The sequence below is a fragment of the Xanthomonas cissicola genome (genome assembly GCF_008801575.1).
Lineage (GTDB): Bacteria > Pseudomonadota > Gammaproteobacteria > Xanthomonadales > Xanthomonadaceae > Xanthomonas > Xanthomonas cissicola.
This window is the reverse complement of the sequence record NZ_VZPL01000007.1, coordinates 71,532-95,362: the sequence shown is the minus strand read 5'-3', so window position 1 is coordinate 95,362 and position 23,831 is coordinate 71,532. Positions and strand designations below refer to the sequence as shown.

Here is a 23,831-nt window from a genome sequence, read left to right as displayed (position 1 = left end):
GACGGCGCGCTGCCAGCGCATCGCCTGATCCAGCCTGCCGGTGCTGACCGGCAGGCATCTCGTCATCCAATGCGCCGCCACCGCGCCAGCTCATGACCACACCCATCAACGCCATGCGGGTCGCCACGGCCGGCCTGGACCTGCTGCACACCACACGCCTGAAACTGGCGTGCTCGCTGCTGCTCGCCGAACGCATCGACGTGCAGTTGGGCCAATGGCCGCAGCACGCAGCCGATGTGGTGGTACTGGGCCTGGACAGCGCCGATGGCTTGGCCGCCTGGCAGGCATTGCAGGGGCAACCGGTGCGTGTGCTGGTGGTGTCGCGCACGCCCATGGCCGGCGCGTGGATCAAGCACGGCGCCACCGTGCGCGAACTCAACGAACACATGCGCCTGCTGTTGTCCTCGCCGCACGCCACCCCGGTCGCGGAGCCGGCATTGCTGCTGCGGTATTGCCGCGGCGAATTCGGTGCCGGCGCAGTGACGCTGCAGCATGCGCAGTTGCACGTGCGTGTGGACCCGAGCAATGGTTGCGTGCAGTTGCCGGCTGGCGTGGCGCTGGCGGAGGTGATCGCCGCGCTGGACCGCTCGGGCTGGCACGTCGTGCCCGACCTTGCCGCGACCGCGTTACCCCAACGCATTTCCTTCGAAGCGCTGTTTTTCGCCCTGCCCGAGCATCTGCGCCAGGCGCTGCCGGCAGTGGAACCCGGGCATGCGCTGCAATTGCGCCAGTGGCCGGAGTTGACTGCAGAAACCAGTTCGCCAGCCCAGTTGCTGGCCATTGCCCACCTGCATGCACGCCCCTGGCGCCCGCAGGCGCTGGCCAATGCTTGCAAGCTGCCGCTGCAAACGGTGGAATGCCTGTTCGCCGCTGCACTTGCCAGCGGCCTCGCCCAGACTGCGGAGATTCCCGTGCCTGCAACGCAGCGTCGCCCAGACGGCGGAAACACGCGGTTCTTTTCCTGGGTCGCACGTCGGTTCGGCCTTTCCCTCTTCCAGGGGCAGTCATGAGTCTTCCAGCCAACAAGCTGGTGTTCGTCGGCGGCATGGGCGCCGGCAAGACCACCGCAGTGCGCTCCATCTCCGATGTGGAGCCGGTCAGCACCGAAATGCCGCTCAGCCAGGACGCGTACGGCGACAAGACCTACACCACCGTCGCGCTGGACTACAGCTCGATCGAGCTGGAAGACGGCGAGCTGCTGCATGTCTACGGTGTGCCAGGCCAGAAATACCTGGATTTCATGTGGCCGCTGGTGTGCGACGGTGCGCTGGGTGTGATCGTGCTGACCAACGCACGCGACCCGCAGATGCTCACAGCCACGCTGGAGTTGTTGCGCGAGTTTTCGCAGATCGCACCCGAGGCCAGCTTGGCGGTGGGCATCACCATGACCGATGAAGTCGAGGATTTCCTGGTGCCGCCCTTTCGCGAAGCCCTGGTGGCCGAAGGCTTCCGCGTGCCGGTCATGCGCGTGGATGCGCGCTCGGCCACCCAGATCACCTTCCTGGTGAAATCGCTGCTGTCCTACCGCTACACCTCGGCGACCAGCTGATCGAAAGCGCGCCTGGCGCGGGCGCTGGGCACGGCAAGCAAGACAAGGAATCTGGTCACGACGGTGCCTGAGAGGGCGTCACGCGGGGGATGCCGCCTCTAGGGTGGCGGCGACGCGTCCGTTTTCCTTGAAGCCAAAAACACGACTCAGTCGCGATGTGCGTGTGCAGTGTGTCTGACTTGTTCAGTATGGCCCGCGGCTAGAAGCCAGGATATCGGGACATTTCCGACATCGCGCAGGACATACCGGCGATAAGAGTTAGGCAATATCCGCCACGGCGCGCCTCAGATCTTTCGGCTTCACCCCCGTCGCGTTGCCGTCGCGTATCCCACATGCTCCTGCGGCTGATTTTCGCCAGCGCAGGTGTCGCGAAGACTGCATGCTCGCCATTGCTGCTGGCGGTAGGGTCCATCGCCACGATCAGATAAAGTAGCGCGATGACAATCGAACTGAAGCCCGGCGGCTTGCTGATCGCCATCGAAGGCATCGACGGCGCTGGCAAGACTACACTCGCCCGCCGCCTGGCCGCCACCCTGGACGCCGCCGGCGCGCGCGTCGTGCTGAGCAAGGAGCCCACCAACGGCCCATGGGGCACCCAATTGCGCCAGTCCGCCGCCACCGGCCGCCTGAGTGCAGAGGAAGAAGCCGAACTGCTCATCCGCGACCGCCGCGAACACGTGGACACGTTGATCGCGCCCGCGCTGGCACGCGGCGACATCGTCATCCTGGACCGCTATTTCCCGTCGATGGTGGCCTATCAGGGCGCAGCCGGTCTGCCGCTGGACGAACTCCTGGAGCGCAACGCCTTCGCGCCGCGCCCGGACGTCCTGCTGCTGCTCGACCTTCCCCCGCCCACCGGCCTGGCCCGTATCCGCGCCCGCGGCGATGCGCCCAACCACTTCGAAACCCAGGACAACCTGGAACGCTGCCGCACGATTTTTGCCGCGCTGGAATTGCCCGGCAAACACGTGGTGGACGCCAGCGCCGATGCCGACAGCGTGCTGCGCCAGGCCCACGCCATCATCGTGACCGCATTGGCCGACCGACTGAGCGGCGATGCAGCACATACAGACACCGGAAAGGCCGCGCTGGAACTGCTCTCGGCCGGCCGCCCGGCCTGATGCTGCACCTCGCATCGCGCGATCAACATCGCGCGATGTACGTGACATGGTGCGAGCCACTTGAAGCGGCTACCAAAACGATGCGAGCAGCCTTCAGGCGAGCATGGGTAGCGCGCTCGGAATCGGAGTGCGACGCATACGCCCGCTCACACAACGCTGAGCACGCTACCGTCTGTTGGGACAGATGGCGGCAAGCAACGCGCCATCGTGCTTGGCAATGAGTTGATGCAAATCCCACACCGCATCGCGTGCTCGGGCTGCAGCAACGTCGACCGTGATTGCCACGTCTGCATGGATCGAAGATGGTGCCGACACCCGGATTCGAACTGGGGACCTAATGCTTACAAGTCGGCATGCGGACAGCGTGCCATGATTTGAAATCGGATGGTCTGAGGCCGCTTACACTGAGGAAAAACCGCGACTTAATGAGGCTTCAGGTGCACAAACGGCATGTCTGAACACGGCACCTTGTGGTGCGAAATCGTGTCCGAGCCGTGGCCCCGTTACCTGGAGCCAACATGAAGTCGAAGATCACCCAGTCCCTCGTCGAGAGGGCAACCCGGCCCGAGCCGGGCAAGTCGGTCCTGTACGCCGACACCGAGATGAGGGGGTTTTATCTCATAGTCACCCCCACCAAGCGCAGCTTCTACGTCCAGTCCCTCGTCAACGGGCGTCAACTCAAGACGAAGCTTGGCGACCATCCAGCGATGGACGCCAAGCAGGCCCGCGATGCCGCCCGGCAGACGCTGGTCGGCATGCGGGGCGGCACCAACCCGAACCAGGAGCGACGCAAGGCCCGGGCGCGAGGCATCACCCTGCGTGAGGGGTTAGATCTGCATCTGAACTCTCGGCGGCTGGCCGACAAGACCCGCAGCGGTTACGAGTACCACGTCACCTACTACCTCAAAGGCTGGCTCGACAAGCCACTGGCCGAAATCGGTGCTGATCGTCAGGGCGTGCGCGAACGTCACCGTCGGATCACCGAGAGGAGTGGCGCCACCTCGGGCGACAACACCATGCGGGTGCTGCGTTCAGTCTACAACCGTGCCCTGCGGCAGTTCCCGGACCTGCCACCCAACCCCATAGGCAACGTGGACATGAACGGGATACGCCGACGCGAGGTAGACGCCAGTCCCGAGAAGCTCAGAGCTTGGGGCAAGGCGGTGCTGTCGCTGGGCAACCCTGTTCGCCGTGACCTGCAACTTTTCATGCTGCTGTCGGGCATGCGCCGGACGGCCTCATGCGAGGCGAAGCGCGCGAACCTCGGCGAGGATTGTCTTCACGTCCCGAACCCCAAGGGCGGCAGCGCCAAGAAGTTCGACCTGCCGCTGTCGTCGGCGCTCTCCGACCTACTGGCGCACCGCGAGACGAACGCCGACGACGTGAGACGCAAGACGCCCTACCTGATGAACTTATTAAGGCCGAACAAGTCAGGAACAACGACTACTTACGGCCACGGCAGCGATGGCTCCCTCTAGAGCGAGCCAGTGACTAGAGATACAGTGAGTTCGTCAAGGAGGGGCGATGGGGCGAAATGTCTGCTGGCGATTCGTAAGGGTGCTGGGCCTGTGCCTGGCGCTCATGGCTGCATCAGCCTGGGCGACCACGTCCACTCCCCAGGAAACAACGCTACGCCTCCTGCTGCTGCAGCCAGAAGGTTCTATCGATTTGGCAAGCGCCAAGGTCGCGATCGACCGAATGATTGATCCTTCCATCGACCCTGACGCTACGTTGCGCGAGGTCGATCAGTGGGCAGCGAAGGCGCGGGCCAGGTTTCCAGCCGGTGCGTCGAACAAGGTCAAGATGAACCTGCTCATTTCGACACTCTACGAGCCGGGTCCTTGGAATGACCATCGACCATTCGGCTACGACTACACCGACCCGTTCGGCCAAGACGTAAAGAAGGGCTTGCTGTCGCACTACTTCGCCACCCGCAAGGGCCAGTGCGTCATCATGCCGATCGCCTTCTTGGTCATCGGCCAGCGGCTGGGCTTGCCATTGACCATGACCACGGCGCCGTATCACTTGATCGTCAAATACGGCGACGAAGAACAGGGCCAGTGGACGAATTTCGAGGCCACCAGTGCCTTGTTCCATCCGGATAGTGGCTACGAACAGGCCATGAGCATTCCACCCGAGGCGACGCGCAACGACACGTTCCTCCGCCCTTTCTCGCAACGGGAAACGGTGGCCCTGTTTGCAACCGCTTCCCTATTGCCCCACTACCGGGAGATGAAGCAGGCCGAACGCATGTTTGCGGCGAGCGACCTGGTCCTTGCAGTCAACCCTAAGGATGTCAACGCAATGACATTTCGTGGGGATGCGTACTACCTGCTCATCGAACAGCGGTTCAAGGCTAAGTATCCGAAGGCAGAACAGATACCTTTGGAGCTTCGCGCCGAGTATCTGGATTACAGTAAGCAAAACTTGGCCTGGTACGAAAAGGCCGAGTCCTTGGGCTGGCGTCAGTGGGGACCGGCGGAAAGGCAGCGCTACTTGCACCACTTCAACAACATGAAAGACAAGGGCCAAGCGGGATCGTGATGCGCGCAATTCTGACGGGTAGTGTGCTGTCGATAGCATTGGTGGCTACCACCGCTCATGCCTCGACCGATCCCGTGAAGGCTAATCCGAACACGGGTGCCAGCTTCAATCGCTACTCCTACGCAGCGAACAACCCCTACAAGTTCGTTGACCCCGATGGCCGCGATATTAAGTGCGCCGGCAACACCTGCCAGTTGGTGCCGATTGGCGGCGGCTTGCCCACCGTGAACTTCCCGAGGCCAGAAGGTTTTCCCGCGAGTATCAGCCCGCAGGATTCCACCTTCCACCACGTCTACCGTTTCTCTGATTCGGCCGGTAGTGGTGATGCCCCTTATGGCCAGCGGTTGAACAATCAGTTAGTCAACAACCCAACCCCCATGCAGAACCAGCCCGCCACTTTGCAGGGCAACAAGATCGACGTGAACGCTAACAACGCGATCAGCAGGTTCACGGGACAGGACAACGTGATGTCGTACCAAGTACCGCTCCAAAACGGCGGCAATGCAGTGTTGAATGTCACGACCGGCGACCATGCCGCGACCTGGGGCATCGTGCTGCGAACGACGGAGTCCGGAGCTGGCGGTGCCCAGAACATCATTACGTATGGCGAGGGTGACTCTTTCCTGCAACGCGCCTTTGACCCCAAGAACAACCAGTCCAGGGAAGTGTGGTCTCAGAGTGCGGAAGAGATCACGCGGAGGACCCAGCAGCCATGAAAGCGCTGGCTCCCATCGCTCTATTGCTATCCCTGGCGCTCTACCTCGCCCAGATCTTCCTTTACACGAAGGATCAAGAAATCCTCGTGTATGGCGTGTTCGGCGCATTGTGGTTCCTGGCCATGTACCTCAATGCGTTCAGTGCCCAAGTCAGAACCACACTTACTGGCATTGTCGTTCTTTCCGGTCTGGCCGCATGTGGCTTGGGGTTCGTTCCCCATCGCCTGCGTCTTGGTCCAGGGGCCGACATCTACGTGACCCTGTTCCCGGTGATCCACTTCTTGGCGACGTTCACTTTTCTGTCAGTCCGACGAAAGGCTGCTAACTAAAGCCGCCTCTACATTTTCGCTTGGCCATGGCTACCGACCTGAAAGCCTACCCTCACGAGTGGTTACAACTGCTGCAACGCGAATTGCAAAGCCCCCTAACGCCGCTCTGGCCAGGGAACGAATGCCTGGAGCAGCGCGCGGCCGGGCTCCAGCCGAAGTCCAGAAAGAGCAGCGCGAAGGGGCGCTGACTACGAGGGATGGTGCCGCTTGTCCGAATCGAACGGACGACCTACTGATTACAAATCAGTTGCTCTACCGACTGAGCTAAAGCGGCGATGTCGTACTTCTCTTGCTCAAACCGTGTCCGGCTTGTCCCACAGTTTACGCGCTGGGTTTACGCGCTGGCGAGCCTAAAGCCTTGCCGCGCTTAGCCTTCTGGCTCGTCACCACAACAACCGCGTCCGAGTTACAAGGCGGTTGCTCTACCAACTGAGCTATGCCGGCGAAGGCAGGCGCGTTGCGCGCCGGTGCGCATTCTAGCGCAGCGCGGCGCAATCTAGCGAACGCTGACGCGTGGCACCGGCAGCCCCTTGCAGGGCGCTGGTGGCCGCACTGGTGCGGACATCGATCCACCACCGCGATTGGCCGTTGCCGCTGGGCACCAGTTGCGCCGGAAATCCTGCGCCGACCAGGCTGGCCTGGCGCCGCTCGGCGCGCTCGCGGCTCTGGTACTGGCCCAGCGCCACGGTGTTGTCCTCGCCCTGCGCGATCACGTAGTAGTCGCCCATCCCGGCCGCGGCAATGCGCTTGACCAAGGCCTGCGCAGCCGCGCGATCGCCCACATTGGGCAACATCACCCGAAATGTGCTGATGCCGGCGTCCTTGTCCTCGCGCACGCTGGCGCGGCTGGCCTGCCCACGTACGCGCGCCAGCGCGGCATCGGCATCGGCGCGTGCCGCAAAGGGTCCCAGGCTGGCGCAGCGCTCTGCGGCAGGCGGGGATGGCGCGGGCGATGATTGTGCAGCCGTCGTGGCGACGCCATTGACTGGTTTCGCAGCAGCTTCCGATGCGCTGCGCGGCGCTTCCGCTGCAGCAGTGGTGGCCGGTGTCGGCGCTGCAGAAGTGGGCGTGGAGGGACCCGCAACTGCCGACGTGGCCGGCGTGGGTACGGATGCAAGCCCGGATGCTGTCGATGTCGATGGCGCCGGTGCTGTCGACGCACTCTCTGCCGCAGACCCCGATCCCGTATGCGCTGCAGCCGGCAGCACAGCCCCGCCAGCACCGGTCGCTGTTGGCAGCAACTCCAGCCGCGCCACACCGCTCGGCTGCGGCGGCGCCGACGGTGGTGCCGGTGGCGGCTGCAAGGCCCACCACAACGCCACCCCGGCGTTGAGGACGATCAAAACGACGATGAGGGCACGCACATACATGCCCCGATTCTACGGCGACGACGCGGCGGTCGCCCACGTCGCCAGACCGTCCAGTACCAGGGCCGCGCGGAACGTGGCATCGGGCAGCAGCGGCAGCAACGGCGGCGCGCCACCGCCATGCACCAGCAGCCGTACCGGAACGCCCAGGCTGCGTTGGGCGTGCTGCAGGCTGCGCTCGATCAGCGCCACCGCCGCGCCATCGCAGCCGGAGGTCAAGGCATCGTCGGTGTCGATGGCTAGCTCGACGTAATCGCCGCCGCTGGCCGGCAGTTGCACCGCGCGCGCATGCAGTGCTTCGCGCATGGTGGTGGGCGAGGCGGCGATGCGGCCACCGTGATGCAGGCCATCGGCGCCGAGCACGTCGATGGTCAATGCGGTGCCCACGCCGGCCACCAGCACCGGCGCGTCGCTACGCGCACCCAGCAACGCCAGGAAGCGATCCACGCCGAAGCGGCTCGGGTCGGCATAGGCGATGCGGATGCCGGCGCATTCGGCGGTGGTCCGCACGATGCGCACCTGCGTAAAGCGCTCCTGCAGGCAGGCGATCATGCGTTGCGTCAATGCCGGCGCGGCCACGCTGGCGACATACGCAATACGCCCGGATGGCAGCGCCGCCAGCGCCGCCGCGTCCATCGCCTCGGCGCCATGCGCCCATGCCTGCACCTGGCCGGCACGGTTGCCGTGCAGCGGCGCGTACTTGAAGCGCGAATTTCCCAGGTCGAACAACCACTCGCTCATGCAGGTCTCACGCTCACTTCTCCGGAGTGGAACAGGCGCACCGTCTCGCCCAGCTGCACCCGCAACGCACCATCGGCCGCCAGGCCGAGCGCGACTCCAGTATGTCGGTTGCCGGCTTCTTCGACCTGCACCGCTCGCCCGCTCAAGACATCCAGGTCTGCATAGCGTCCCAGAAACGGCGCCAGCCCCTGCGCCTCGAACAGGTCCAGTGCCGGCAGCAACCCGGACAGCACCGCTGCCGTCACCCGGTCGCGCGACACCGGGCTGCCAGCCAGGGTATCCAGGTCGACCCACGGCTGGTCGATGCTGGCCGCTGCGGTCGCCGGCATGTGTACGTTCAAGCCCAGCCCGATCACTGCACGCGCGTTGCCGGCCATCTCGCCGCCGCCTTCGATCAACAGGCCGCCCAGCTTGCGCTGCCGCGCCAGCAGATCGTTGGGCCACTTCAGCCCGACATCGGCGAACCCGCAACCGCGCAAGGCTTCGGCCACTGCCACACCCACAGCCAAGCTCAGGCCTGCGAGTTGGCCCAGCCCGCCATTGAAACGGCGCGACGCCGACAGATAAATGTGCGCGCCCAGCGGCGAGGTCCATTGACGGCCGCGCCGGCCGCGGCCGCCGGTCTGGCGCTCCGCCAGCAGCACCGCCACACCCTGTTCGGGCGCCGGCTGCGCCAGCAAGGTGGTGTTGGTGGAGTCCAGCGTCCAGGCCACATCCAGTGCCGCCAGCCCAGCTGCCGCACCGGGTGCCATGCCGGCACGGATGCGCGTCGCGTCCAGCAGATCCAACGGCGTGGCCAGGCGGTACCCGTCACCAGCCCGTCCCTCGATGTCGACGCCGGCCGCTCGCAGATTCTGGATGCGCTTCCACACCGCCGCGCGGGTCAGCCCGGCATCGCGCGCCAAGGCATCGCCAGACAGCCGGCCACCGGCAAGTTTGGCCAGCAACGCACGGTCATCCACGGCTGCGGCGGGCGATGGGGCGTGACGTGGCGACGGCGCGGGCTGCAGCACCCGGAAGCAATGCCTGCGCTGCGCAGCCGGTGTGCCGCCGGGGCAACGCGCGTGACGCAGCATCGACGGGCCAGACCAGGCGTGCGGTCGGTTCTGCGACCGACAGCACCGAGCATGCACCCTGCGACTGACCGATGCGCGCGCCAGACCCATCTCCCGCAGCGCCTGCGCCGTACCGCCGGCCACCGGCGCGTTTCATCTCACAGTGCATTGCGCGCGAAGTCCCCGAATCCATCCGCCAAAGTATGCGCCAAGCCCTCCCGGGCGCCCAGCGCGGCTTGCGTGAGGAAGTGAAAAGCGCGTTATGATCGGCGACTCACGCCGCTTGCCCTGGATGTGGACGATGCGCCGAATCACGGTTTGCCTGCTGCTGTTGTTGGCTCCGCTTGCCGCCCTGGCATCGGACCAGCTGATCGACGGCGATCATGACAGCTGCATCAGCACCAACTCGGCCGCACGCGGCAGAACACCGGCGCCCGAGGCGGCACCGGCGCGCAACAGCCCGCACAAAGCCACGCCGTCCACCGGCGGCGGCGGCAGCGATGGCGATTCGTTGTTCCCGCGCATGCGCACGATGCCGCGCTGGCACAGTTTCCTGCCGGGCATGTTCCGCTGATCCAGTGGTTGACGCGCCGGCTGCGCCGGCCGCCCCCCGACATTGCTGATGCGCTGTGGCAGCCGCTGTGCGGCAGTTGCGCCTGGGTCGCCGCGCTCGATCCGCCCCGCCAGCACCGTCTGCGCGCATTGACCGCGCAGTTCCTGCAGCAAAAGACCATTTCGCCCGTCGACGGATTGCAGCTGCAACCGAACGATCAGCTTGTGCTGGCCGCGACCTGCTGCCTGCCGCTGCTGGAAATCGGCGCCGCCGGCTGGCGCGGCTGGTCGCAGCTGATCGTGTATCCGGATGCGTTCCGCGTGCAGCGCACCCACATGGATGCGGCCGGGGTGATGCATGCCTGGGACGACACCCTGATCGGCGAAGCCTGGGAGCAAGGTCCGTTGATCGTCAGCTGGGCCGATGTGCAAGCCGACCTGGACGACCCGCAGGCAGGCTTCAACGTGATCGTGCATGAGATGGCGCACAAGCTCGATGCACTGGATGGCGCGCTCGACGGCACGCCGCCCCTGCCGCGCGATGCGCAACGCGCCTGGGCGCGCGATTTCCAGCACGCCTACGATCTGTTTTGCCAACGCGTCGATGCCGGTCAAGACACCGAGATCGATCCCTATGCCGCCGAAGCCCCGGAGGAATTCTTCGCAGTGGTCAGCGAATATCACTTCTCCGCACCGCGCGTGCTTTTGCGCAGCATGCCGCAGGTCGCCCTGCACCTGGAACGGTTTTACGGGCCCTCGCCGTTTGCAGATTCAGTGCAACGGTGATGTGCCGCGTCGCGGAGCGGCGTGCGATATCGCCGTTGGCAGAGGCAACCTGCAGCCGTCGCTTGAAGCAGATGCCGCAGGATCGACGCAAACCCGCGGTCGACATCACGCACATGGCCTCGCCTGTGCGATCGTTCACCAAGCAGATTCACACCAATCCAAGATCGCGTGGCTTGGCACCCGGGAACACCCGCTCCAACTGCGCTGGCGACAGCCCCCACAGACGGCTGAGCATCCCGCCGAACAGGCTGCGGTAATTGTTGAGCACTGGGTAATCGCGATTCTGCAGCAGCTGCGCCTGTTCGACCGCCACCTGTTCGCCAGCGATGCGACCGCCGCGCAAGCCACCTCCCAGCACCCAGTACGTGGTGCCGTGCCCGTGATCGGTGCCCTTGCTGCCGTTCTCGCGGAAGGTGCGGCCGAATTCGGAGATGACGACCACCACGGTGTCGTTCCAGGCCGGGCCCAACGCATCGGCATAGGCAGCCAGCCCTTCGCCGAGATTGCGCAGGTTGTTGGCCAGGCCACCTTCCACGCTACCCTGGTTGGCATGCGTGTCCCAGCCACCGACATCGACGAAGCCCAGGCGATAGCGCTCGCGCATCAAGGTGGCCATGCGCCGGGTTTCATCGGCGAAGGTGCGTGCACTGGCGGCGCCACGGCCAGCCTGCTCCATCTCTTCGCGCAACTGCGCGGTGACCTGCTGACGCAGCGCCAAGCCCTCGCGCGCAGCGGCCGCCAGCGGCGTACTGTCGTACATCTGCGACAGGATCTGTGCCTGCCGCGCATCCAGCCCGCCTTTGCCAATACTCCGCAACGACACATTGGGTAAATCGCCACCACACTGGAACGTCAGCGGCAACGAATCGGTGAACGCGATGGCCGGCACGCCACTGAGCACCCCCGACAGGCGCGCCATGAACCCGGAGCGGTAATCGCGGTGCTTGCCGGCCTGGCCGGATTCGATATCGTCCTGGGTTTCGAAGTGACTGCGCGACAGGTCGTCGGTGCCGGCAAACGGCACGAAGGCCACTTGCTTGCGTTCCCATAGTGGCAGCAGCGTCTCGCGCACCACCGGGTTGAGACCCCACTGCGCGTTCAGCGCTACAGCACTGTTTGGATTGGCCGGATCCGGCCGCGCAATGGCCAGGCTCGGCCGCGACTGATAATAAAAATCGCTGCCATGCGGCACCAGCAGATTATTGCTGTCGTAGCCGCCACGCAGAAACACCACCAGCATGCGTGCGCTATCGCGTGGCGCAGCGAACAGACGACCGGCCCACGGCATGCTTGCAGCGGCTGCAGAGGCAAGCAGAAATTGACGTCGTTGCATGGTGTACTCCCGCGGCATTGACCGCCTGGCATTCGTTAAATCGCTGGATCGGTTGTTTTTGATTCTGCGAACGTGAATCGTGGGCCTTGAATCGGCGAATCCGAATCGGCGCCATGCCCTCAGCGATAGTTGAAGTCTGGCGACGACAGCAAAAACCCATTCCATTCGGCAGGCGAGCGCGCCTGATCCAGCGCCTGCCGTGTGGCAGCCGACAGCGATGGCGCCAACCAGCGGTACGACGGGCGCGTCTCGATCTGCACCAGCGCAGGAATCGGCGTCTGGTTGTCGCCCTCCAGACGAAACAACTGCTTCGGTCCGCCGCCGATCAAACGCGCCACCTCGAACCTGCGTGCCAACTGCCCGGAACTGGTCCAGGCCTGCGATTGCAGCGACCAACCATCGGGCGTGATGCGACCAAACAACGGTTCACCCAGCTGCTGCACCCAACTGGCCATTGGCGCGGCATTGATCACCGGTTGCCCCTCGTACGCCACCCGCATCGCCGACACCACGAAGCGGTTCGGGTCCTTGAACTTGCGCGGTTGCGCCTGCGCGAACTCCGGCGACGCCAGCATGGTCTGCATGACCTTGGCGATATCGCCATCGCTGTGCTGGAAGGTATTGGCCATGCGCGTCACCAGCGCAGTGGGCGGCGTGTCGCTGACGAAGTACTCGGCCAGGCGCTGCGAAATGAAATGCGCACAGGCCGGCTGCCGCACCAACAGCTGCACGGCGCGTTCGATCTCATCCAGCCCACCGCCGACAATGCGTTGGCCAAGCAGCATCTTGTCGCCGGGTTGGTGACGCGCCGGATTGAATTCGAACAGACCCTTGCGCACGACCTGCGCCTGCCCTGGCGCTGCGGGCGCCAACGGCGGTGCGCCGGTGGCCTTGATCGGTACCAGGCCCGCGCCGGTGAGGATCAGCGCCAGTTGCTGCACATCCTGCTGGCTGTAGCCGCCGTGCACGCCCAGCGTGTGCAGTTCCATCAACTCGCGTGCGTAGTTTTCGTTGACCTTGCCCTTGGCGTTCTTGGCGTTGTCCAGGTACTCCAGCATTGCCGGGCTTTCCAGCGTGGCCATCACCAGGTCGGCGAACTTGCCGGTGGCATTGGGGCGGATCGCGTTTTCCATGTAGTCGGCCGCCATCCACTTCACCCGGGCCTTGTCGGCATACACGCTGAAATGATTGAGCCAGAACCACACCAGTTGCTCGCGCAGTTGATCCGGCGCGTACACCGCGCGCAACAGTTGCGCCTGCCGCGCCTGCACCAGCATCTGACCACCGCGCGCCTGCCACTGCTTGCGCAAGGCAACCTTCTCATCGCCATCGGGCATGGACTGCAGGCGAACCTTGTCGGCTTCGTACTGGGTCAGCAGATCCACCAGCGGGGTATGCAGCGCGTCGAAGCGCTGCAGCTGCGCGCGTACCGGCGCGGGCAACGCAGCGTCGTCGCTGGGCTGCAACAACAGCGCACCAAAGCGCTTGGGGCCCAGCCGTGTCAGCTGGGTCGCGCTGCTGGCATCAACACCGTAGGTGGCCCGCTGCAGCCAGCGCATCTGCGATGGTGTCAGCGGCGCTTGCGCAGCCGTGCAAGTGAGCGCGTACAGGCTGCCGATCAACAGCGGCAGCACCCGCCATCCTCGCGTGTGTTGCGCGCGCGCGACGCGCGCGTGCACCCACACGGCCTGGCCAGCTTGCTCGAACATGCAGCCCCTCCATCGCAACGGCTTGCCACCCAGTATGGGTAAGCCAACGCGTGAGGCGTTAAACGGTTGTCGGAACGCCAGCGCACATTGGCCACGGGTTCATCGGCCCTGCGGCGGTCACAGTCCCGGCGGCAGGGTCACATCGAAGCGGGCGCCGCCCAGTTCCTGCGAGCGCACCACCTGCAGCTCGCCGCGATAGCCCTTGATCAGGTCCTGCACGATCGACATGCCGATGCCGTGCCCTTGCACGCGCTCGTCGCCACGCACGCCGCGCTGCAGGATCTTGGCCACATCTTCCGGCGCGATGCCGGGGCCGTCGTCTTCCACCGACAGAATCAGGCCGGCACGACGGCTACCGGTGGTGGGCCCCGGTTTCGCGGTCAGCAGCACGCGGCTGCGCGCCCACTTGAAGCCGTTTTCCAGCAGGTTGCCGAGCAGTTCCTGCAAATCGCCCGGCTCGCCATGAAAGCGGGCCTCGGGGGAAATATCGAATTCGCACAAGACGCCTTTGACCGAATACACCTTCTCAAGACCGCGCACGATTTCTTCGGCGGTCGACTCGATCGGCAATGGTGCCGCGAACAATTTGTGCCCACTGGAAGCCGCACGTGCCAGCTGATACGACACCAGGTCGTTCATGCGGCGCAGCTGCACATCCATTTCTTCGTGCAGATCGCGCTCGGACGCACCGCTATCCAATTGCGTGCGCAAGACGGCGATCGGCGTCTTGAGGCTATGCGCAAGATCGGCCAGCGTATTGCGCTGACGCTCCAGGTTGTCGCGTTCGCTCTCGATGAAGGCATTGATGCTGTCGGTCAGCGGCTCCAGTTCGCGCGGATGCTGCTCGCTCATGCGCTGGATCTCGCCGCGCTGCACCTTGGTCAACTCGTTGATGACCCGCCGCAGCGGACGCAGGCTCCATTGCAGAATGAAGGCCTGCAACACCAGCAACACCACACCGGCGCTGCCAAGGTAGAACCAAACCGCACCACGGAACACACGCAGTTGCGCGCCCATCGAGCGCGCGTCCTCCATCACGTAGATGGTGTACGGAATCTCGCCGCCGTGTTCGCGTTCGACATAGCTCACGCCCAGCCCGTAGCGATACAGCTGGCCCAGGCTGCCGTCGATCTGGGTCATTTCCAGTGGGCCGATGAATTCTTCCTGGCGCGGCTCCAGCATGCGGCCGTGCGGAATGTTCGGGCCTTCGGCCGACATCGAGGTCCAGCTTTCGTCCGGACGCACCACTTCCACATACAGGCCGCCACCAGGCACATCGAAACGCGGGTCGGGCGGTTGCCCGCCGATATACAGCGACCCGTCGCGCACGAAATCAATATTGGCCGCATACGCGGAGGCGTAGTTCTTCAACCGCTCGCGCAGGTTCTTCTCGGCGGTGTCGGCAAACGCCACATCCAGCGCGTAACCCGCCAGCGCCAGGAAGGCCACCAGGCTGAGGCTGGCGGCCAGCAGCTGGCGGGCCTGCAATGAGCGCGGCCGCCAGCGTCTATACCACTTGGAGCGGCCCGGCACTTGGTCTTCCTGCTCGTTGACGCGCTGACTCAGCCTTCGGTACGCGGAATGGCGAAGCGATAACCGCGGCCACGCACGGTTTCGATCGGCTTGAGTTCACCATCAGGATCGAGCTTCTTGCGCAGGCGACCGATGAACACTTCCAGCACGTTCGAATCGCGGTCGAAGTCCTGCTGGTAGATGTGCTCGGTGAGATCGGCCTTGGAGACCAGTTCGCCGGCATGCATCATCAGGTATTCGAGCACCTTGTACTCGTAGCTGGTCAGATCGACGTTGGCGCCGTTGACGCTCACCGTCTGCGCCGCCAGGTCCAGCGCGACCGGACCGCATTCCAGCGTGGGCTTGCTCCAGCCGGCAGCACGCCGCAGCAGCGCATTGACGCGCGCCAGCAACTCTTCGACGTGGAACGGCTTGACCAGATAATCGTCGGCGCCCTGCTTGAGGCCCTCGACCTTGTCCTGCCAGCTCGAGCGCGCGGTCAGGATCAGCACCGGAAACTTCTTGCCTTCATCGCGCAAGGCCTTGATCAGCTCCATCCCCGACATCTTGGGCAAGCCAAGGTCGATGATACCGACATCGAATGGCACTTCACGGCCCATGTAGAGGCCTTCTTCGCCGTCCTGTGCAGCGTCGACCGCAAAGCCTTCGCGCTTCAGACGCGCCGCAAGGGTTTCGCGCAGCGGAGCTTCGTCTTCGACCAAAAGGATACGCATGCACTCTCCCTAGTTACGTTGTCGGCCAGTGGCCGGGGAATTTATAAGACTGAACGCAGAACTATCTACGTTCAGTGGTTATCGTCGCGTGGTGGCGCGTCGGGGGGCGGCAAGTTGCGCGCAGGCGCGGCCTGCGTCTGCTCCGGCTCATACACGGTGTGCACGCGCCCGTCTTTCATGTACTTGACCCGATTGAGATTGCCGCCATCGAACGGCACACGCTCGGCACCCAGAATCTGTCCACCGGTAGACCGTTGCACATGCCGAATGGTGTCCGACAGTGTGCGGCTATTGCCGCGCGCCGAGGGCGGCAATGCCTCGCGCCCACTCTGCACCATCGGATAGCCCTGGCCCCAGGCCGACGGCGCGGCCATGGCAACCCAGAGGGCGACCAGAGCGACTTGGCGAGCGCGGCAGAGCGATTGGGTCACAAACAGATCCTAGCGGGTTGTTCAGGAACATTCAAAATTCGTGAAATCGACCAGGCACAATTGAAGGTCGAGCATCGGAATCGAGGCAAATTCTTGATTTTTCGGGGTGAATCCGATCTGAACTTTTTAGCTTCACGTTAACGGCGTTCAGTGAAATGAATACCGATCAGATCCGCGCGCACGACCAGCGCGCGTTGTTGCGGACGCGCCTGCTGCAGAAGCGGCCGGAAATACTCGGATATGCCGGCAGCCTGTTCAGGAATGCAAGCGGTGGGCCAAAGTCAGGCAACGACTCGCCAGGACCGCGTATCGGTGCGCTCCAATGCCTGCTCGACCAATTCCCAGCCGGCGCCCGGACGATGGGCGCCCTCGCTCAGGACCTGCCGGAACGCCCTGCCTCCAGGCTGGCCGTGGAACAGGCCCAGCACGTGCCGGGTCATGTGCTTCAAGCCCAACCCCTGTGCCAGCTGTGATTCCACATACGGCTGATAGGCGCGCAGCAAGGACTCACGCGGTTGCTCGGGCCGCTGGTTCAGGGCTGCATCCAGACAGTGCAGGACGTACGGATCGTGGTAGGCGGCGCGGCCGAGCATGACGCCGTCGGCGTGCTGCAGATGCGCTATCGCCGGCTCAACGGCCACAATGCCGCCGTTGAGCACGACCGGCAGACCGGGCCGCTCCTGCTTGAGCCGATAGGCCCAGTCGTACCGCAGCGGCGGCACTTCGCGATTTTCCTTCGGCGACAAGCCCTTGAGCCAGGCATTACGGGCGTGCACCACCACCATGGCGGCGCCGGCCGCGACCACCTGGTCGACAAAGCGGGCGAACAGCGCGTAGTCGTCATCGTCGTCCACGCCCAGGCGGCACTTGACCGTGATCGGCAAGTGGGTGGCCGCGCACATAGCCGTAACGCACTCGGCCACCAGCGCCGGCTCACGCATCAGGCAGGCGCCAAAACGCCCGGCCTGCACGCGGTCGGACGGGCAACCGCAATTGAGATTGATCTCATCAAAGCCCCATTCCTGCGCGATTGCCGCCGCCTGCGCGAGCAAGGCAGGATCGCTGCCGCCCAGTTGCAGCGCCAGCGGATGTTCCACCGCATCGAAGCCGATCAAGCGCGCGCGATCGCCGTGGATCACCGCGTTGGCGTGCACCATCTCGGTGTAGAGGCGTGCCGACGGCGCCAACAGGCGGTGGAAGACCCGGCAATGGCGGTCGGTCCAATCCATCATCGGGGCAACGGACAGGCGCAGGGAGGCGGCGTAACGATCGGTGGAAGCGGTCATCGACGAGGTAGCCGCAGCAAGCGGCCATGGGAATGCGAAGCAGGATCAACAGCTTACACGGGCCCCGATGAATCTGCGGCAGTGCGGCATGGGATGCGGGAACACCTGCGCTTCAGCCTGGCTGCAAGGTCGCTTGTTCGCGTGCCGGATGATCTAGGAGGACCGGTTGGTCGAACCCGACCGTTAGACGCAAATGCAAATGCCGCTGGTGCTGCATGGGCGGCCAGCATCACGGCTACGTTCGACCGTCGGAAGCGATGAACACCGACATTGGCACTGTTGTGGTTTTCCCTCGCTCGCCGAGGACCGGCGGGAGCGGAGGCATCGCCGCAGGATACGCGGTGCCTGTATGCGTTCGCTCTGCGGAGCGAACGCGTTGCATCGTCAGTGACGAGCGGAGCTTTCTCGGTCCAGTGCCGCAATCACTGCTGCGTCCGGACGGAAGCGAAATTTACGGGTTACGGACACCGACACGCTCTTCGGCGCTCAGCGGCTTGCCCAGCGCATGGTAGGAGGCAATCAGCGTGATCAGGGCCGTGCCCATGACCGTGTAGAAGCTCCACGACTTGGCCAGCACGTGTACCTGGCCGAACACCAGCGCAACGACGGCGGTGGCAGTGCACAGCACCATGGCCAGCAGCGACATCAGGAAAGGGATGGAGGGATCGAGCTTCATGGTCCGGGGGTTCCAAGGTGCGATGCGATAGCTGCAGCATCGGCGTTCCCGGCGCTTTCTTGAACTGTTTTGTGCGGTTTTTCCCAGGCGATTCAAAGCAAGTCAGCAAGCACTCAGTTTTCTGTCAAAGCCTTGGCGCACAAGGGTTTGCGCGTCAGAAAAATCCTGACGAAATGGCGAAAAAATCACCGCCACCGTCAGAGATCCAGCGCGGCCGTGGCGGAAAACCGACGGCGCTGCCAGGAGCGGTTTGGCGCTACCAGACAGTGGCTCGGAGTGCTGCGATGGATGCGGCGATGCCCCTCGACGGCGTCGACGTGGCAGGTGCAGCAAGAGCTGGAGGATGCGCAGCGACCAGATAGGCGGCGCGTCATGCACCCCCAGCCGTGGCGTGCTTCGCCAGAGCCGAGACGCGTTGCGACGAGCGCGCGTGCCTACTACCTGCCGCACAGCAGCCGTTGGCTACGAGCAGCCGCCCGCTGCTTCTAGCAGGTAAAGCGCAACCACATAGGCGCATCGCGGCCGATACGACACGCTGTGGGCAGCAGGCCTGGCAGGCAAGACTGGCGCGCTCAGCGCGCCGGCGTGGTGGCGAATTCGCCGCGCTGCAGCTTGGTCACATCGTTGCCCTGCCCGTCCTTGAGGCTGAGGTCCGCTCCCTTGGCGGCGAGGTCCTTGAGCACGTCGGTGCGTTGGAACAATGCCGCATACATCGCAGCGGTCTGGCCGGCGTTGTTGCGCTGGTCCGGCGCGCAATCGGCCTGCATCAAGCGCTTGGCGATCCCCAGCTCGCCCTTGAAGATGGCGCCCATCAGTGCGGTGTTGCCGCGCTTGTCCTGCGCGCAGGGGTCGGCGCCGGCGCTCAGCAACTGCTCCACCGCTGGCCGCTGGCCGTGGTACGCGGCCAGGATCAAGGCGGTATAGCCCTTCTCGTCGCGGGTATTGAGGTCGTAATGCGAGCGAATGAACTCGGCCAGCATGTCCTGGCGGCCCTCGCGCGCGGCGTCGAAGAAATACTCGCGCAGCTGCAGCTTGATCTGCTCAGGCGTGGCGGTGGCCGTCGCGCTGGCAGCGGATGCGGATGCGGATGCAGGTGACGCAGCGTTGGCAATCGCAGACACGCTGCCAAGCATCAGAAACAACAGGGTGCGCATAGGGATCTCCCGAAAAAAGACGACATCGCGGCGCAGCCGCGATGTCGTCGGGGCGGATCAGTCCTGCAGGCTGGAGGCCAGCTGCTTGACCCGTGCCAGGTCGCCCTTGGCCACGCGGGTGACGCCGGTGCCGTACTCGGGGTCGGCCTTGTACAGGAACGACAGCATCAGGTGCTTGCTTTCGGTATCGGTGGCGGCCAGCGACTCGCCGAAGCTCTGCACCAGGTCGGCACGGTCCTTCTTGCTGTAGGAACGATACAACTCGCCGGCCTGCTTGAAGTTCTGTTCGCGGGTGATCTTGGCCTGCTGGGTCGTACCCGACAGCGGCAGCTCGCTGTAGCGCGCAGCGGTGTCCTGCGGACGCGGCTCCAGGCGGCTCGGCTCGTAGTTCACGCCACTGGTGGTCTGACCGATGTTGCCCTGCCCATCCTGGTTGCCGTTGTTGACCGCCACACGCGGGCGATTGACCGGCAGGCTCAGCCCATTGGCACCGATGCGATACAGCTGCGTATCGGCGTACGAGAAAATACGGCCCTGCAACAGACGGTCTTCAGACGGCTCGATACCCGGCACCAGATTGGCCGGCGCCAAGGCCACCTGCTCGGTTTCCTGGAAGAAGTTGTCGACGTTCTTGTTCAACACCATCTGGCCGACCTTCTGCTCCGGCACGTCCGGCCAGATCTTGGTGGCGTCGAGCGGGTCGAAATCGAACTTGGCCAGGTCCTCCGGCTTGAGCACCTGCACGTACAAATCCCATTTCGGGTAATCGCCCTTCTTGATCGCACCGACCAGATCGTTGGTCAGGTGGCTGTAGTCCTTGGCCTGCACCGCAGCGACCTGCTTGGGATCGAGGTTCTTGATGCCCTGCAGCGTCTTCCAGTGGAACTTGACGTAGTGCACTTCGCCCTGCGCGTTGACCAGCTTGTAGGCATGTACGCCATTCCCGTCCATGAAGCGGTAGCCAGCAGGCGTGCCTTCATTGGAATACAGCAGGGTCAGCGTGCGCGTGGCTTCGGGCACGTGCGAGAAGAAATCGAAGCGACGCGAATCGTCATCCAGATTGGTGCGCGGATCCGGCTTGAACGCATGCACCATGTCGGGGAACTTGATCGCATCGCGAATGAAGAACGTGGGGAAGTTGTTGCCGACCAGATCCCAGTTGCCTTCGCTGGTGTAGAACTTGGTGGCGAAGCCATGCGGATCGCGCAGCGTCTCCGGCGAGTGGTTGCCATGCACCACCGACGAAAAACGCACGAACACCGGAGTTTTTTCGCCGGCGCTGAATACCTTGGCCTTGGTCAGATTGGAGAGATCGGCAGTGGCGGTGAACTCACCTTTGACGCCAGTGCCGCGTGCATGCACTACGCGCTCGGGAATGCGCTCGCGATCGAAACGCTGCAGCTTCTGTATCAGCTGCACGTCCTGCAGCAGCGTCGGGCCGGTGGCACCGGCTGTCTGCGAATTCTGGTTATCGCCGACCTTGGCGCCATTGTCGCGGGTCAGAACGGATTGGGCGAAGACCGGCGGAGCGATCAACGTCGGGGCTAGCAGGGCTAGCACCATGAGGTGTCCAGGGCGCATGGCGTCGGCTCGTTTGAGGAGGCTGAATCATCGCCAGCAGGCCGAAACGTGAGAAGTCGTTAGTTATGATCGCTTCGATAGGGGAACATGATGATGACCGCGTTGCGTGATATGCATCGCCAAACCCGCGAGCGGCGCATAGCAAATAACCGCATTACTGAGCGCTATGTGCGTCATTGCGTTTTTTGCGCGACCTGGATTCCAATCGCGCGCAGCCAATGTTGCGCTGCAAGGGTCGTTCGCAGTGTGGATGGTGCGAGTGGCCTATTGCGCATCGCGCGTATGCCGATGCGGTGCGACTGGCCATCTCCCCGTGTAGCTGCACAACGCGGCACCGGCTTGCATCGTGCAACACCCAAAACGGCGCGCTACATCCGTATCGGCATCGCCAGGCGATCTTCAACGCCCGATCACCCGCTTGAACGGCGGCAAGGCATCGATGATGCGTTTGCCGTAGCGACGGGTGAGCAGGCGCGAGTCGAGAATGATCACGCGGCCGTGGTCGCTGGAGCTGCGGATCAGGCGGCCGGCGAATTGGGTGAGCGTGCGCAACGCATGCGGGATGGCGATCAGGTTGAAGGCGTTATGGCCGCGGCTTTCCAGCCATTCGCTCAAGGTGGAGGTTTGCGGATCGGTGGGCACGGCGAACGGCACCTGGGTGATGACCACGGTGGTGCAGGCTTCGCCGGGCAGGTCCAATCCTTCGCCGAAGGAATTGAGGCCGAACAACACCGAGCCTTCGCCAGCGCCGATGCGGCGCAGATGTTCGGTGATCAGTTGCGACTTGTTGCCCTCGCCCTGCACCAGCACGCGGTTGCGCTGCGCCAGCGGCATCAGGTCGGCCACCTTTTCCATCTTCCAGCGCGAAGTGAACAGCACGATGCTGCCCTTGGCGTTCCAATCCAGTTCGCGTACGAGATACTTGGCCACTTCCTTGGGATGGCCTTCACGGTCATCGGGAGTCACCGGAAAATTGGGGACGATCAATTCGGCCTGGTTGGGTAGGTCGAACGGCGAGGCCAGCGATGCCATTTCGGCGTGATCGGGCAAGCCGTTGTCGATGGCGAAGGATTGGAAATCGCCGCCACCGGTCAGCGTGGCCGAGGTCATCACCACCGAATCCACCTCGTTCCAGATCATCGTGCGCAGCACCTGCGCGGCCGACACCGGCGAGCAATGGCAGATCAGGTCGCCATCGCGCGAGAGGGTGATCCAGCGCGCCATCGGCGGCTGACCTTCCTTGTCCTCGCGGCGCCACCCGCTCCACAGATTGTGTTGTTGCTCGGCCATTTCCAGCGCCAGGCCGAGGCTGCGCTGCAGCCGTTCGCGCGCGGAATCGTCCTGTTTTCCCTTGGCAATGGCGCTGTGTGCGGCATGCACCCAGTTGAACAGCGCGCGGGTTTCTTCGCCGAGCTCTTCGATGGCCGGGCCCCATTGCGGCGGCAACTTGCCATTGGCCGCGCGCCACAGCGGATCGCGCTCGCCGGGCTCCGGCTTCCACACGCGTTCGACCTCGGCGTGGAAGGCCTTGAGCAGTTTGGACACGCGCGCAGCCACCTCGATGGCTTCGTTGGGCAGCAAGTTGCCCAGCTTGTCCTTGTCCACTGCGCGATAAGCGGCCGCGATGAGGATCTGCATGCGCCCGGTGCGCCTGGCCATGTCGTCCAGCGGCAGGTTGGCTGCGCCCTGATCGATCGCTACGCCGGCGATGTGGTGGCCTTCGTCGAGTACCAGCAGCATGTCCGCTGGCGGGGCGATGAGTGGCTGGCCGTTTTCGGCATCGCCCAGCGACAGCGACGACAACAGCAAGGCATGGTTGGTGACCACGATCTGCGCTTCGCGCACATCGGTGCGTGCCCTGAGCACCGGACATTGCGCTGCGTAGCTGCAGCGGCGCCCCGCACAGCCGGACGCCGGCGTGGTGATGCGCATGCGCAGCGGCACGGAGATCTGTTCTGGCGCATCGTCCAGATCGCCATTCCAGGTGCGGGCGGCGTAGGCCTTGGCCAACCGTTTGGCCAGATCCGCATCGACCGGGCTGAGCGGGCGGTCGTAGAGCGCCTGCTCGTCTTCGAACATGGCGTTCTGACTGGTGTCGCCTTCCAGCTCGGCGGCATTGCGGGTGCACAGGTAGCGCGTGCGGCCCTTGGCCAACGCCACGGTGGCATCCAGCCCGGTGGCCTTGAGGAAGGCCGGGATGTCGCGTTCCACCAGCTGCGATTGCAGCGCAACGGTGCCGGTGCTGATGACCAGTTTTTTCTTGGTGGCCAACGCGATCGGCACGCCGGCGGTGAGATAGCCCAGGCTCTTGCCCACGCCGGTGGGCGCCTCGGCGATGCCGATGCCGCCAGAGGTGGCCAGTGCACGCGAGACCAGGCCGATCATCTGGCTTTGTGCGCGCCGCGTGGCAAAGCCCGGCGTATTGGCCTGCAGCTTGGCGTAGGCGTCGCGGATGCTGGCCTTGATCGGGTCGGTCAGGCTGCGCTGGGTGGGAACGGGCGCCGACGGCGCGGCCGGAGGGGCGACTTCACTCATCGCGCTATTTTCGCACGGACCGGCGCAGTGACTGCGACCGGCGCGCCGCACGGCTGAACAGGTTGCCTGCTTGCAGCGGCGACTCGGCGAATCCCGTGCCGATACGACTGCTGCGCGGCC

The 23,831-nt window shown here is 64.4% G+C and carries 23 protein-coding genes and 1 tRNA gene; 10 read left to right on the top strand and 14 right to left on the bottom strand.

The window, feature by feature from the left end; genetic code table 11:
- Positions 1 to 92: 92 nt before the first annotated feature.
- From F7R02_RS04950 to F7R02_RS26640, 8 genes are all read left to right on the top strand, one after another.
- Complete coding sequence (locus F7R02_RS04950) at positions 93 to 1,010, top strand: hypothetical protein (RefSeq protein WP_033484860.1); 918 nt, start codon at positions 93 to 95, stop codon at positions 1,008 to 1,010.
- On the top strand, positions 1,007 to 1,549 hold the full coding sequence (locus F7R02_RS04945) for a GTP-binding protein (protein ID WP_003486615.1): 543 nt from the start codon (positions 1,007 to 1,009) through the stop codon (positions 1,547 to 1,549). The genes F7R02_RS04950 and F7R02_RS04945 overlap by 4 nt, the downstream gene beginning before the upstream one ends.
- Positions 1,550 to 1,986: 437 nt before the next feature.
- A complete protein-coding gene (tmk, locus tag F7R02_RS04935; RefSeq protein WP_033484861.1) occupies positions 1,987 to 2,670 on the top strand; it encodes a dTMP kinase in 684 nt (227 codons plus the stop codon).
- A gap of 518 nt (positions 2,671 to 3,188) precedes the next feature.
- Complete coding sequence (locus F7R02_RS04930) at positions 3,189 to 4,148, top strand: site-specific integrase family protein (protein ID WP_033484862.1); 960 nt, start codon at positions 3,189 to 3,191, stop codon at positions 4,146 to 4,148.
- A 46-nt stretch (positions 4,149 to 4,194) separates the two neighbouring features.
- On the top strand, positions 4,195 to 5,214 hold the full coding sequence (locus F7R02_RS04925) for a transglutaminase family protein (RefSeq protein WP_232350739.1): 1,020 nt from the start codon (positions 4,195 to 4,197) through the stop codon (positions 5,212 to 5,214).
- On the top strand, positions 5,214 to 5,930 hold the full coding sequence (locus tag F7R02_RS04920) for an RHS repeat-associated core domain-containing protein (protein WP_016850778.1): 717 nt from the start codon (positions 5,214 to 5,216) through the stop codon (positions 5,928 to 5,930). The genes F7R02_RS04925 and F7R02_RS04920 overlap by 1 nt, the downstream gene beginning before the upstream one ends.
- Positions 5,927 to 6,259: a hypothetical protein gene (locus F7R02_RS04915; protein ID WP_005917950.1), complete on the top strand. Its 333-nt coding sequence runs from the start codon at positions 5,927 to 5,929 to the stop codon at positions 6,257 to 6,259. The genes F7R02_RS04920 and F7R02_RS04915 overlap by 4 nt, the downstream gene beginning before the upstream one ends.
- 26 nt (positions 6,260 to 6,285) lie before the next feature.
- Positions 6,286 to 6,447, top strand: coding sequence for a hypothetical protein (locus F7R02_RS26640; RefSeq protein ID WP_154666353.1), 162 nt, complete (start codon positions 6,286 to 6,288; stop codon positions 6,445 to 6,447).
- Between the two features lie 10 nt (positions 6,448 to 6,457).
- Here the strand turns inward: F7R02_RS26640 and F7R02_RS04910 are convergent.
- The 4 genes from F7R02_RS04910 to birA form a co-directional block, all read right to left on the bottom strand.
- A tRNA-Thr gene (locus F7R02_RS04910) sits at positions 6,458 to 6,533 on the bottom strand.
- A gap of 202 nt (positions 6,534 to 6,735) precedes the next feature.
- Positions 6,736 to 7,629 carry an SPOR domain-containing protein gene (locus F7R02_RS04905; RefSeq protein WP_078586346.1) on the bottom strand — a complete coding sequence of 298 codons (894 nt, stop codon included), beginning with the start codon at positions 7,627 to 7,629 and terminating at the stop codon, positions 6,736 to 6,738.
- Between the two features lie 9 nt (positions 7,630 to 7,638).
- On the bottom strand, positions 7,639 to 8,367 hold the full coding sequence (locus F7R02_RS04900; protein WP_078586347.1) for a type III pantothenate kinase: 729 nt from the start codon (positions 8,365 to 8,367) through the stop codon (positions 7,639 to 7,641).
- Positions 8,364 to 9,329 (bottom strand): bifunctional biotin--[acetyl-CoA-carboxylase] ligase/biotin operon repressor BirA, encoded by a 966-nt coding sequence (gene birA / locus F7R02_RS04895; protein WP_033484924.1) that lies wholly within the window; start codon positions 9,327 to 9,329, stop codon positions 8,364 to 8,366. The genes F7R02_RS04900 and birA overlap by 4 nt, the downstream gene beginning before the upstream one ends.
- A gap of 355 nt (positions 9,330 to 9,684) precedes the next feature.
- On the opposite strand from birA, the gene F7R02_RS04885 reads away from it, so the two are divergent.
- Positions 9,685 to 9,996 carry a hypothetical protein gene (locus F7R02_RS04885; protein WP_005917941.1) on the top strand — a complete coding sequence of 104 codons (312 nt, stop codon included), beginning with the start codon at positions 9,685 to 9,687 and terminating at the stop codon, positions 9,994 to 9,996.
- An 8-nt stretch (positions 9,997 to 10,004) separates the two neighbouring features.
- Complete coding sequence (locus tag F7R02_RS04880; RefSeq protein WP_059030720.1) at positions 10,005 to 10,760, top strand: M90 family metallopeptidase; 756 nt, start codon at positions 10,005 to 10,007, stop codon at positions 10,758 to 10,760.
- Positions 10,761 to 10,908: 148 nt separating this feature from the next.
- On the opposite strand, the gene F7R02_RS04875 is transcribed toward F7R02_RS04880, so the two are convergent.
- The 10 genes from F7R02_RS04875 to dinG form a co-directional block, all read right to left on the bottom strand.
- Positions 10,909 to 12,093 (bottom strand): DUF1501 domain-containing protein, encoded by a 1,185-nt coding sequence (locus tag F7R02_RS04875; protein ID WP_078590434.1) that lies wholly within the window; start codon positions 12,091 to 12,093, stop codon positions 10,909 to 10,911.
- Between the two features lie 119 nt (positions 12,094 to 12,212).
- Positions 12,213 to 13,802 carry a DUF1800 domain-containing protein gene (locus tag F7R02_RS04870; RefSeq protein WP_139371033.1) on the bottom strand — a complete coding sequence of 530 codons (1,590 nt, stop codon included), beginning with the start codon at positions 13,800 to 13,802 and terminating at the stop codon, positions 12,213 to 12,215.
- A 117-nt stretch (positions 13,803 to 13,919) separates the two neighbouring features.
- Positions 13,920 to 15,290, bottom strand: coding sequence for an ATP-binding protein (locus F7R02_RS04865; protein ID WP_003489823.1), 1,371 nt, complete (start codon positions 15,288 to 15,290; stop codon positions 13,920 to 13,922).
- Between the two features lie 74 nt (positions 15,291 to 15,364).
- On the bottom strand, positions 15,365 to 16,048 hold the full coding sequence (locus F7R02_RS04860; RefSeq protein ID WP_002808458.1) for a response regulator transcription factor: 684 nt from the start codon (positions 16,046 to 16,048) through the stop codon (positions 15,365 to 15,367).
- A gap of 71 nt (positions 16,049 to 16,119) precedes the next feature.
- A complete protein-coding gene (locus F7R02_RS04855) occupies positions 16,120 to 16,485 on the bottom strand; it encodes a hypothetical protein (RefSeq protein WP_026006955.1) in 366 nt (121 codons plus the stop codon).
- A 275-nt stretch (positions 16,486 to 16,760) separates the two neighbouring features.
- On the bottom strand, positions 16,761 to 17,765 hold the full coding sequence (gene dusA / locus F7R02_RS04850; RefSeq protein WP_039578314.1) for a tRNA dihydrouridine(20/20a) synthase DusA: 1,005 nt from the start codon (positions 17,763 to 17,765) through the stop codon (positions 16,761 to 16,763).
- A gap of 451 nt (positions 17,766 to 18,216) precedes the next feature.
- A complete protein-coding gene (locus tag F7R02_RS04845) occupies positions 18,217 to 18,441 on the bottom strand; it encodes a hypothetical protein (protein ID WP_003489833.1) in 225 nt (74 codons plus the stop codon).
- Positions 18,442 to 19,013: 572 nt separating this feature from the next.
- Positions 19,014 to 19,595 carry an ankyrin repeat domain-containing protein gene (locus F7R02_RS04835; protein WP_078561630.1) on the bottom strand — a complete coding sequence of 194 codons (582 nt, stop codon included), beginning with the start codon at positions 19,593 to 19,595 and terminating at the stop codon, positions 19,014 to 19,016.
- Positions 19,596 to 19,652: 57 nt separating this feature from the next.
- Complete coding sequence (katB, locus tag F7R02_RS04830) at positions 19,653 to 21,158, bottom strand: catalase KatB (protein ID WP_172397264.1); 1,506 nt, start codon at positions 21,156 to 21,158, stop codon at positions 19,653 to 19,655.
- A gap of 417 nt (positions 21,159 to 21,575) precedes the next feature.
- Positions 21,576 to 23,711 (bottom strand): ATP-dependent DNA helicase DinG, encoded by a 2,136-nt coding sequence (dinG, locus tag F7R02_RS04820; protein WP_003489836.1) that lies wholly within the window; start codon positions 23,709 to 23,711, stop codon positions 21,576 to 21,578.
- Positions 23,712 to 23,831: the final 120 nt, after the last annotated feature.